Source organism: Asanoa sp. NPDC050611, from assembly GCF_040654855.1.
Lineage (GTDB): Bacteria > Actinomycetota > Actinomycetes > Mycobacteriales > Micromonosporaceae > Asanoa.
Map to the genome: position 1 here is coordinate 1 of NZ_JBFAIU010000299.1, position 9,407 is coordinate 9,407.

A 9,407-nucleotide genomic window follows, 5' to 3' on the forward strand; every position below is an offset into this window, starting at 1 on the left:
GCGGTTCGCCGGTAACGTCGGAAGCTCCCGGCGCTGTGAAGGAGTGCCGCCATGTCCCACCATCTCCCGACCCCAGAGGCGGCCCAGGTCGAGCACCTCGACGCCGGCCGGCTCGCCGTGCGCGACGCCGGCGACGGTGCCCGCGTCGACGTACACGATGGCGTTCCTGGTCGTCCGGTTGCCGTCGAAGAGGCGGGCGGCGCGGATCGCGAGCATCGTCAGTCGGCCAGCAGGTCCTGGTATTCCGGGTGCTTGTCGATGTAGCCGGCGATGAACGGGCACTGCGCGTAGACCCGCAGCCCCCGCGACCGCGCCTCGTCGAGCACCGTGCGAGCGATCTTGCTGCCCAGGCCCTTGCCCTCGAAGCGGGAGTCGATCTCCGTGTGGGTGAAGGTGATCGCGCCTTCGCGCAGGCGGTACGCCGCGAAGCCGGCGAGCTCGCCGTCCGCCGAGATCTCGAAGCGATGTTTGTCGGGGTTGTCGTTCACCACTGATTCCACGCCTACAGTTCTACCCCGTGATCAGTCCTCTGCGATCGCTGCTCGCGCCCGCCGACGTCGCGGCGTTCGTCGCCGCGGCCTACGGCCGGGAGGTCACGGGGGCGACACTGTTGCGCACTCTGGTCAACGACGTCTACCGGGTCGAAACCACGCACGGTCCGCTGGTGTTCAAGCTCTACCGCCACGGTCGACCGGTGACCGACGTCGCATGGGAGGCGCGTCTCGCCAGCCACCTGCACGACCGTGGCGTGCCGGTCGTCCGGGCCGTGCCGCGGCGCGACGGCGATCCGGCCGGCACCCTCACGGCGCCCGAGGGGGAGCGGGCCTGCCTGCTCTGGGAGTGGGCTCCCGGCGCGCTGCCCGGCGCCGCGATCGACGACGCGACCGCGACCGGGTTCGGCCGCACGGTCGCGGAGTTCCACGCCGCCGCCGACGCCGGTGCCCCGCCCCCGCCGCGCGCCCGGGACGACGCGCCGCTGGACGAGTTGCGGGCCGTGCTCACGCCGGCGGACCGGGAGCTGCTCGACGTGCTCGCCGCGGCGCTGCCGGACCGGATCGCCGGCGCCGGCCTCGACCGGGGCATCTGCCACGGCGACGTCTCGCTCGACAACGTGCACCTCGACGACGACCGGCTGGTCCTCTACGACCTCGACCGGACGGCGGAGGACTACCGCGCCGCGGACCTGACCGGTGTCGCGACCACCCCCTGGTGGCCGGCGTTCCTCGCGGGCTACCGCGCGGTGCGCCCGTTCGGCGCCGCGGACCTCGCCGCCCTGCCCTGGCTCACGGTGCGCGACCTGATCGCGAACCTGCACTTCCACCTCGTCGACAAACCCACCTTCCGGGGTACGGACTCGATCGGCGAGGGCTGGGCCGAGCGCGAACTGTCCGCCCTGCGCGCCGCGGCGGGCCGGCTGCTGGCGTAGGGCGCCGGGCGGCGACGGTCCGGGGTGGACGCGGGCCCGTACCCTTGGCCGGGTGAATATGCGACGAACGACCGTGAGCCTTCTCGCGGCGCTCGCCCTCGGCGGCGCCCTCCTCGCCGGCTGCAGCTCCGAAGGAGCCTCCACGAACTGCGGCCTCGACCAGTGCACCGTCACCTTCGACCGGGGCGTGCAGGGCAACGCCAGCATCCTCGGTGTGGAGGCCAAGTTCGTGCAGGCCGACGCCAACACCGTCACCCTCGAGGTGGCCGGCGAGCAGATCTCGCTGTCCACCGACGGCCAGGCGGTCGACGTGGGTGGCCTGCAGGTCTCGCTGTCGTCCATCACCGACAGTGAGGTTTCGGTTCAGATCGGGCGTAACCCGGGCTGACGAGTTTGAAAAGTTGGCGTGGCGGTCACATTGACCGCCATGTCAACAGTCAGTCGCGCCGAGGCTACGGCCTCCAGGGCCGCCAACAACCCGGCTCTCGAAGCGCTCACCCGGGCCGGTTTCATCGGATACGGAATCGTCCACCTGCTGTTCGCCTGGCTGGCGCTGCAGATCGCGTTCGGGAAGCCGGCCGCCGAGGGTGACCAGTCCGGCGCGCTGATGACGCTGGCGGAACAGCCGCTGGGCAAGTTCCTCGTCATCGCGATCGCGGTCGGGCTGCTCGCCATGGCGATCTGGCAGCTCTCCGAGGCGCTCGTCGGGCACCACGCCGAGCAGGGCAAGCGCCGGGTGTTCGAGCGGATCGCCTCGGCGTTCCGGACGATCGTCTACGCCTACTTCGCGTACACCGCGTGGAAGGTTTTCAAGGGAGCGCCGACCTCGGCCGCCGACAGCCAGCAGCAGAAGACGCAGGACCTGCTGAGCAGCGGCGGCGGGCGGGCCGTCGTGATCATCGCCGGCCTGGCGCTGGCCGGGCTCGGCATCGGGCTCGTGGTCTACGGGGTCAAGAAGGCGTTCGAGCGCCACCTCAAGACCGGACAGATGGCGCCGCGCACCCGCCAGCTCGCGCGCCGGCTCGGGATGGCCGGTTACAGCGCCAAGGGTGTCGCGTACGGGATCGCCGGCGTGCTCTTCGTGGTCGCCGCGGCCACCTACGACCCGGCCAAGGCGCGGGGCCTGGACGCCGCCCTCGAAACGCTGCGCGGCCAGGCGTACGGCGCTATCCTGCTGACCCTGATCGCCATCGGAATTGCCGCTTTTGCGCTGTTCTGCTTCCTGCAGTCGAAGTACCGCAAGGTCTGACAGACTGATCATCGGATATGTCCGTTCCGCGGGGTATCCACCACGCACCTGTGACTCGCACCGGACACGAGGATTGACCGGCGCGAGCACGGGGCATACGAAAGCCTCGTGAGAGGAGGCCCGATGGTCGACGCACGCAACGCCGCTGCACCGCCCCGTGCCGATGCTGACCCGTCGACTGCGGAACTGGTGCAGCGCGCGACCGAACAGATGTCCCGGCTCGTCCGTGACGAGCTCGCGCTGGCCAAGGCCGAGCTGACCCAGAAGGCCAAGCACGCCGGCATCGGCGTCGGGCTCTTCGGCGGCGCCGCCGGCCTGGCCTACTTCGGCATCGCCGTGCTGATCGCCACCGCGGTGATCGCGATCGACATCGCGCTCCCGCTCTGGCTGTCCGCGCTGATCGTGGGCGCCTTCCTGCTGATCCTCGCCGGCCTCTTCGCGGTCGTCGGCCGTGGCCAGGTCAAGCGGGCGACGCCGCCGGTGCCGGCCGATGTCACCGAAGGTCTCAAGGCCGACCTGCAGACCGTCAAGGACGGCTTCCGCAACAATGGCTACAACGGCCACCAGGCCGGGCGGGAGATCGGCTCAGGGGGTGCGGTGCGATGACGGCTTCCGGCAACGGGCACGGCCACAGCAACGGGAGCACGGCGTCCGATCCGGCCGAGCTCCGCGCGGAGATCCGGCGCACGCGGGCCGAGCTGGGCGAGACCGTCCAACTGCTGGCGGCCAAGGCCGACGTCAAGGCGCGGATGAAGAGCTCGGCCGTGCAGGCCCGCGACCGGTTCCGGGCCCGGGCCAGCACGACCGCGTCCCGGATACGCGACACCAACGGCGGCCGGTCGGGAGGCCAGGCCGCGCTGCGCCCGAATCCGGTGCCGGTGGCCACGCTGATCGGCGTCGCGGCCAGCGCCGTGGCTGTCATCCTGTTGGTGATGCGTAGACGTCGCCGGTAGGCCCGGCGGGGTCGACGGTTCTACGGGGGGAACCAGATGACCAAGCAGATCAGCAAGGCCAACTACAAACCGGTTGGCATCGTGCTCGGGCTCGCGGCGGGAACGCTGTCCGGGATGGTGTTCCAGCGGATCTGGTCGATGACCATGCACAGTGCCGCGCCGCACCCGATCGACGAGGAGCGCGGCTGGGGCGAGATCCTGCTCGCGGCCGCGCTGCAGGGCGCGATCGTGGCGATGATCCGCGCCTCGATCGACCGGGCGGGTGCGACCGGCGTCAAGAAGTTCACCGGGCACTGGCCGCACGACTAGGGCGGCGCGGGGCGCCGGGATGAGTAGCATCCCCGTATGCGCCCTCCCCGCACATTCATCATTGCCGTCCTGTTGGCCGCGCTGGCCTCGGTCAGCGCCTGCGGCAAGGACGACGACAGCGGCGCCGCCGCGGGTGACCCGAACCAGCCCGCGGCCTCGACGCTGCTCCCGGCCGCGGCCGCCAAGATGCGCGCGGTCAAGTCGGCCGCGTTCGACATCACCACCGACGGGGACACCGGCGCCCTGCCGATCAAGTCCGCCAAGGGCGAGATCGACAACACCGGCACCGCCAAGGGCACCGCGACGCTCGAGCAGGTCGGCATGCCGATCGAGCTCTCCTTCGTCGCCAAGGACGGCTTCGTCTACGTCAACGGGCTGACCGGCGGCTGGCAGAAGATCCCGCTGGCCCAGGCCGCGGCGCTCTACGACCCGACCGCGATCCTCGACCCCGCCAAGGGCATCGGCGCGGTGCTCGCATCCGCGCAGGGCACTACGAAGGGCATGGAGACGCTCGACGGGTCCCAGCACTACGTGGTCGACGCGACCTTCGACGGCGCGGCGATGGCCGGCCTGGTGCCGGGCGTGACCGGCGACGTGCAGGGCACCGTCTGGATCGGTGCGAGCGACTCGCTGGTCCGCCAGCTGCGCTTCGCCGTGCCGGGCGACGGCAAGGGCACCGTCACGATCCGGTTCAGCGACTTCGACAAGCCGGTCGATGTCGACGTCCCCGCGGTCTAGGCGCAGCCGCCTCGCCCTGTCCGCGGGCGGGGTGGCGGTGCTGCTGGCGGCCCTCGACGCGTACGTGGTCGTGACGCTGCTTGTCGAGATCATGAAAGACCTCGCCGTGCCGGTGAACCGGCTGGAGCGGATCACCCCGGTGGTCACCTGCTACCTGCTGGGCTACGTCGCCGGCATGCCGCTGCTCGGCCGCCTCTCCGACCGCTACGGCCGCCGCCTGGTCATCCAGGTCTGCCTCGCCGGCTTCGCCGTGGGCTCGCTGGTCGCCGCGCTGGCGCCCGGGCTGGTCACGCTCGCGATCGGGCGGGCGGTGCAGGGCCTGGCCGGCGGCGCGCTGCTGCCGGTCACGATGGCGCTGGCCGCGGACCTCGTCGTCCGCCAGCGCCCGCTGGCCCTCGGCCTGGTCGGCGCCGCGCAGGAGCTGGGCAGCGTGCTCGGCCCGCTCTACGGCGCCCTGATCGCCGCGGCGGTCGGCTGGCGCGGGGTCTTCTGGATCAACCTGCCGCTGGCCGCGCTGGTCGCCTTCGCGGTGCACCGCGGCCTGCCGGGGCGCGCCGACGAACGCCGCGAGCGCCAGCCGGTCGACGTGGTCGGCGGGCTGCTCCTGGCGGTGGCACTGGGGCTGCTGGTGGTGGCCCTCTACAACCCCGATCCGCAGCGTGCGGTGCTGCCGAGCTGGGGTTGGCCGGCGCTGGGCGCGGCGGCCGCCGTCGGCGTCGTGTTCTTCGTCTGGGAGTCGCGGGCCCGCACCCGGCTGCTCGACCCGGCCGGAGCGCTGCTGCGCCCGTTCTCGGCCGCGCTGGTGGCCAACCTGCTCGCCGGGGCCGCGCTCATGGTCACGCTCGTCGACGTGCAGATCCTCGCGCAGACCGCGCTCGGCCGCGACGGCCTGTCCGGCGCGCTCGTGCTGACCCGGTTCCTCGTCGCGCTGCCGATCGGCGCCGTGCTCGGTGGCTTGCTCACCCGGCGGCTCGGCGAGCGCGTGGTGACCTTTGCCGGGCTCGCATTGGCCGCCGTCGCGTACCTGTCGATCGCGAACTGGCCCGCCGATCTCGCGGCGGCGCGATTCGGTCCATTGCCGCGGATGGACACCGACCTCGTGCTCGCGGGTCTCGGACTCGGCCTCGTGATCGCGCCGTTGTCGGCGGCGGTGCTGCGCGCGGTGCCCAGTGCGCAACACGGAATCGCTTCGGCCGCCGCGGTCGTCGCCCGAACGGTGGGCATGCTCGTCGGTCTCGCCGCGCTGACCGGGTGGGGTCTGCACCGTTTCCAGGAGCTGACCGCGCACCTCGTGCCGCCGCTCGGGTTCGGTGTGGACGCTGCGACGCAGGCCAGGCGCATGGCGGACTACCAGGCGGCGGTCGCCGCCGCGCTGCGCCAGGAGTACCGCGAGATCTTCCTGGCCACGGCCGTGTTGTGCGGGCTGGGAGCGCTCGTCGCACTAGCGCTGGCAGGGCGACACGTCGATACGCGAGACCCGGTCGTGGCCATTCCGGTATCGAACTCCGACGCCGCAGATCACATGTCGGAGAAATTCGTCGGGTAGGCTATGCGGAGTTTTTCGGTACGTGGTTTGCTGGTCCCCGCTGTTGATGAGACATCGGGGTTGAGAGACCTCCTTCGTTGAGATGGAGGCCGACTCAGGCGCCGCTGCTCGAAAACGGCCAACCGGCCGCACGGCGTTCGGCCGCCAGTTTCGACAAGGAGATACACATGGCGCAGGGAACCGTGAAGTGGTTCAACGCAGACAAGGGCTTCGGCTTCATCACCGTCGACGGCGGGGGTGCTGACGTGTTCGTCCACTTCTCGGCCATCCAGACCAGCGGCTACCGCACGCTGGAGGAGAACCAGCGGGTGGAGTTCGAGATCGCGCAGGGCCAGAAGGGCCCGCAGGCCGAGCAGGTCCGCCCCATCTGACGTTTCAGGAACCAGACGTGACAGGCCGGCTCCGGCCGGCCCATCGAGTAGGTTGAGCCCCGCCCGCTGACCGGCGTGCGGGGCTCGACTTTTGGTCCCGATCACTGCTGCCGCTTCGCCTTGCTGCGCGCCCGCAGGCCGATGACCAGCAGCAACAGGCCGATCGCGACCAACACCGGCCCGATGATCGCCCAGATGTCGTCGCCCGACATCAGGCTGCCCCGCAGGTAGCCGAGCCCCTGCAGGGTCCACACCAAACCGACGACGACGGCCAGCAGGCCGAGCGTCAGCCGGAACCAGCCCTTCATGCCGTCACCACCGGTCGTGGACCGCCGGCCGGATGAGCTCGTCATACGTTTCGCGTACGCCCGCGAGCGCGGCCGGTGTCAGCGGCGGCAGCGCGGCTGTGGCGAGGTTGCCGCGGGCCTGCTCGGGGCCGCGCGCACCGGGGATGACCACGGTGACGCCCGGCTGATCGATCACCCAGCGCAGCGCGAACTGCGCCATCGTCGTGCCGTCCGGCACGTACTGCCGGAGCCGCTCGACAGCTTCGAGGCCGGTCGCGTAGTCCACACCCGAGAACGTCTCGCCCACGTCGAACGACTCGCCGTGACGGTTGTAGTTGCGGTGGTCGTCGGCCGCGAACGTGGTGCTCGCGGTGTAGCGGCCGGAGAGCAGGCCGCTGGCCAGCGGGACGCGGGCGATGATGCCGACGCCGGCCGCGGCGGCCGCGGGCAGCACCTGGTCGAGCGGCTTGAGGCGGAACGCGTTGAGGATGATCTGGACACTGGCCACGTGCGGCCGGGCGATCGCGGTCAGCGCCTGGTCGACGGTCTCCACGCTGACGCCGTACGCCGCGATCGCGCCGTCCTCGACCAGTGCGTCGAGCGCGTCGAAGACCTGGTCGTCGTGGAACACCGCGGTCGGCGGGCAGTGCAGCTGCACGAGGTCGAGCCGCTCGACGCCGAGGTTGGCCCGCGAGCGGTCCGTCCACGCCTTGAAGTTGGCGGCGGAGTAGTTGGCCGGCTCCTGCGGCATGCGGCGGCCCATTTTGGTGGCCACCATGATCTGTTCCGGTCGGCGGCGCAGGAACTCGCCGATCAGCTGCTCGCTGCGGCCGTCGCCGTAGACGTCCGCGGTGTCGATGAAGGTGGTGCCCGCGTCGACGGCGGCGTCGAGGGTCGCGAACGCGTCGTCGGCGCTGACCTCGCCCCAGTCGGCGCCGAGCTGCCAGGCGCCCAGACCCACTACGGAAACGTCGCGGCCGATCCGGCCGAACTGGCGGTACTCCACGGGGGAACCCTATCTGGAACGTTTAAAGGGCCTTGCCGGCGGTCCCGGTGGTACCTAGTCTGACTGCAAGACGTACGTACGGTTTGGAGGAGCGATGTGGGATCCCGCGGTGTACGGCCGGTTCGGCGACGAGCGCTCGCGCCCCTTCCACGAGCTGGTCGCCCGGATCCCCGCCGAGCGTCCCCGCCAGGTCGTCGACCTCGGCTGCGGCCCCGGCACGCTGACCGCGACGCTGGCCGCCCGCTGGCCCTCCGCGCTGGTGCGTGGCATCGACTCGTCGGCCGAGATGATCGATTCTGCCCGTGCCCTCGGTGCGCCCGTCGACTTCGCGCTCGGCGACCTGCGCGACTTCGTGCCCTCGCCGGGCGTGGACGTGGTCGTCTCCAACGCCGCGCTGCAGTGGGTGCCGGGCCATCTCGCGCTCCTGCGCCGCTGGGTCGAGGCGCTCAGCGCCGGCTCGTGGCTCGCCTTCCAGGTGCCCGGCAACTTCGCCTCCCCGGCCCACGACGCGCTCTACGCACTGGCCGAGGAGCCGCGCTGGAAGGAGACGCTGGGCGGCGTGGTGCGGCGGATGCCGGTGCCGTCGGCGGCCGAGTACGCGGTCGAGCTGACCTCGGCGGGCTGTGCTGTGGACGCCTGGGAGACTGAGTACGTGCACCTGCTCCCCGGCAACGCCGCCGACCACCCCGTCCTCGCCTGGCTCGAGGGCACGGCGTTGCGCCCCGTCCGGGCCGCGTTCGGCGCCGACGAGGCCGGCTGGGCCGGCTACCGGGCCGAGCTGGGTGAGCGGCTCGCGGCGGCCTACCCGGTCACCCACGACCGCGCGTTCTTCCCCTTCCGCCGCGTCTTCGTGGTGGCGCAGACCCAAGGAGCGTCCTGGTGACCGACCTCGAAACCTTCATCGCCGGCCTGCCGAAGGTCGAGCTGCACGTGCACCACGTCGGCTCCGCCTCGCCGCGGATCGTCTCCGAGCTGGCCGCGCGGCACGCCGGCAGCACACCGGTGCCGACCGACATCGGCGCGCTGGCGTCCTATTTCGAGTTCCGGGACTTCGCCCACTTCATCCAGGTCTACCTGTCGGTGGTCGACCTGATCCGGGAGCCCGAGGACGTCCGCATCCTGACCTACGAGGTCGCCCGCGAGCTGGCCCGCCAGCAGGTCCGCTACGCGGAGCTGACGGTCACGCCCTACTCGTCGGTCCGCCGCGGCATGCCGGCACCCGAGTTCTGCGGCGCGATCGAGGACGCCCGGCTGGCGGCCGAGAAGGAGCTCGGCATCGTGCTCCGCTGGTGCTTCGACATACCGGGTGAGGCGGGCCTCGAGGCGGCCGACGAGACCCTGCGGATCGCCCTCGACGAGCGCCCCGACGGCCTGGTGTCGTTCGGCCTCGGCGGCCCCGAGGTGGGCGTCCCGCGCGCGCAGTTCAAGCGGCGGCGACCGCGGGGGCGCTCGACCTGGTCGAGATGACGCAGTTCAAGGACCGCCGGATCGGCACCTACTCCAAGGGCATGCGGCAGCGCAC

Annotated in this window: 13 protein-coding genes and 2 pseudogenes; 11 read left to right on the forward strand and 4 right to left on the reverse strand. The window is 71.6% G+C overall.

Annotated features, from left to right (window positions below):
• A pseudogene (locus AB0H87_RS32280) lies at positions 1-216 on the reverse strand (hypothetical protein); the annotation flags it as partial.
• A gap of 2 nt (positions 217-218) precedes the next feature.
• Positions 219-500 (reverse strand): GNAT family N-acetyltransferase, encoded by a 282-nt coding sequence (locus AB0H87_RS32285; RefSeq protein ID WP_360154243.1) that lies wholly within the window; start codon positions 498-500, stop codon positions 219-221.
• Positions 501-517: 17 nt separating this feature from the next.
• Between AB0H87_RS32285 and AB0H87_RS32290 the strand changes: the two genes are divergently transcribed.
• The 9 genes from AB0H87_RS32290 to AB0H87_RS32330 all read left to right on the forward strand — a co-directional run bounded on the left by AB0H87_RS32290 (position 518) and on the right by AB0H87_RS32330 (position 6,592).
• A complete protein-coding gene (locus AB0H87_RS32290; protein ID WP_360154246.1) occupies positions 518-1,426 on the forward strand; it encodes a phosphotransferase in 909 nt (302 codons plus the stop codon).
• A 58-nt stretch (positions 1,427-1,484) separates the two neighbouring features.
• Positions 1,485-1,814 carry a hypothetical protein gene (locus AB0H87_RS32295; protein ID WP_360154277.1) on the forward strand — a complete coding sequence of 110 codons (330 nt, stop codon included), beginning with the start codon at positions 1,485-1,487 and terminating at the stop codon, positions 1,812-1,814.
• A gap of 39 nt (positions 1,815-1,853) precedes the next feature.
• Positions 1,854-2,675 carry a DUF1206 domain-containing protein gene (locus tag AB0H87_RS32300; protein WP_360154249.1) on the forward strand — a complete coding sequence of 274 codons (822 nt, stop codon included), beginning with the start codon at positions 1,854-1,856 and terminating at the stop codon, positions 2,673-2,675.
• 123 nt (positions 2,676-2,798) lie between these two features.
• On the forward strand, positions 2,799-3,281 hold the full coding sequence (locus AB0H87_RS32305) for a phage holin family protein (RefSeq protein ID WP_360154252.1): 483 nt from the start codon (positions 2,799-2,801) through the stop codon (positions 3,279-3,281).
• Positions 3,278-3,628, forward strand: a complete 351-nt coding sequence (locus tag AB0H87_RS32310; protein ID WP_360154255.1) for a DUF3618 domain-containing protein — start codon at positions 3,278-3,280, stop codon at positions 3,626-3,628. The genes AB0H87_RS32305 and AB0H87_RS32310 overlap by 4 nt, the downstream gene beginning before the upstream one ends.
• Positions 3,629-3,664: 36 nt before the next feature.
• On the forward strand, positions 3,665-3,937 hold the full coding sequence (locus AB0H87_RS32315) for a DUF4235 domain-containing protein (RefSeq protein WP_360154258.1): 273 nt from the start codon (positions 3,665-3,667) through the stop codon (positions 3,935-3,937).
• A gap of 36 nt (positions 3,938-3,973) precedes the next feature.
• A complete protein-coding gene (locus AB0H87_RS32320; protein WP_360154260.1) occupies positions 3,974-4,675 on the forward strand; it encodes an LppX_LprAFG lipoprotein in 702 nt (233 codons plus the stop codon).
• Complete coding sequence (locus tag AB0H87_RS32325) at positions 4,653-6,221, forward strand: MFS transporter (RefSeq protein ID WP_360154262.1); 1,569 nt, start codon at positions 4,653-4,655, stop codon at positions 6,219-6,221. Before AB0H87_RS32320 ends, AB0H87_RS32325 begins: the two co-directional genes overlap by 23 nt.
• 167 nt (positions 6,222-6,388) lie before the next feature.
• Entirely contained in the window at positions 6,389-6,592 is a 204-nt protein-coding gene (locus AB0H87_RS32330) for a cold-shock protein (RefSeq protein ID WP_007075740.1), read from the forward strand.
• Between the two features lie 101 nt (positions 6,593-6,693).
• On the opposite strand, the gene AB0H87_RS32335 is transcribed toward AB0H87_RS32330, so the two are convergent.
• Positions 6,694-6,900: a hypothetical protein gene (locus AB0H87_RS32335; protein ID WP_360154268.1), complete on the reverse strand. Its 207-nt coding sequence runs from the start codon at positions 6,898-6,900 to the stop codon at positions 6,694-6,696.
• 4 nt (positions 6,901-6,904) lie between these two features.
• Positions 6,905-7,885 carry an aldo/keto reductase gene (locus AB0H87_RS32340; protein ID WP_360154271.1) on the reverse strand — a complete coding sequence of 327 codons (981 nt, stop codon included), beginning with the start codon at positions 7,883-7,885 and terminating at the stop codon, positions 6,905-6,907.
• A gap of 94 nt (positions 7,886-7,979) precedes the next feature.
• Here AB0H87_RS32340 and AB0H87_RS32345 point away from each other — a divergent pair, with 94 nt between their 5' ends.
• Positions 7,980-8,768, forward strand: coding sequence for a trans-aconitate 2-methyltransferase (locus tag AB0H87_RS32345; protein WP_360154274.1), 789 nt, complete (start codon positions 7,980-7,982; stop codon positions 8,766-8,768).
• A pseudogene (locus tag AB0H87_RS32350) lies at positions 8,765-9,313 on the forward strand (adenosine deaminase); the annotation flags it as partial. The gene AB0H87_RS32345 and the pseudogene AB0H87_RS32350, both read left to right, overlap by 4 nt.
• Between the last annotated feature and the right edge of the window lie 94 nt (positions 9,314-9,407).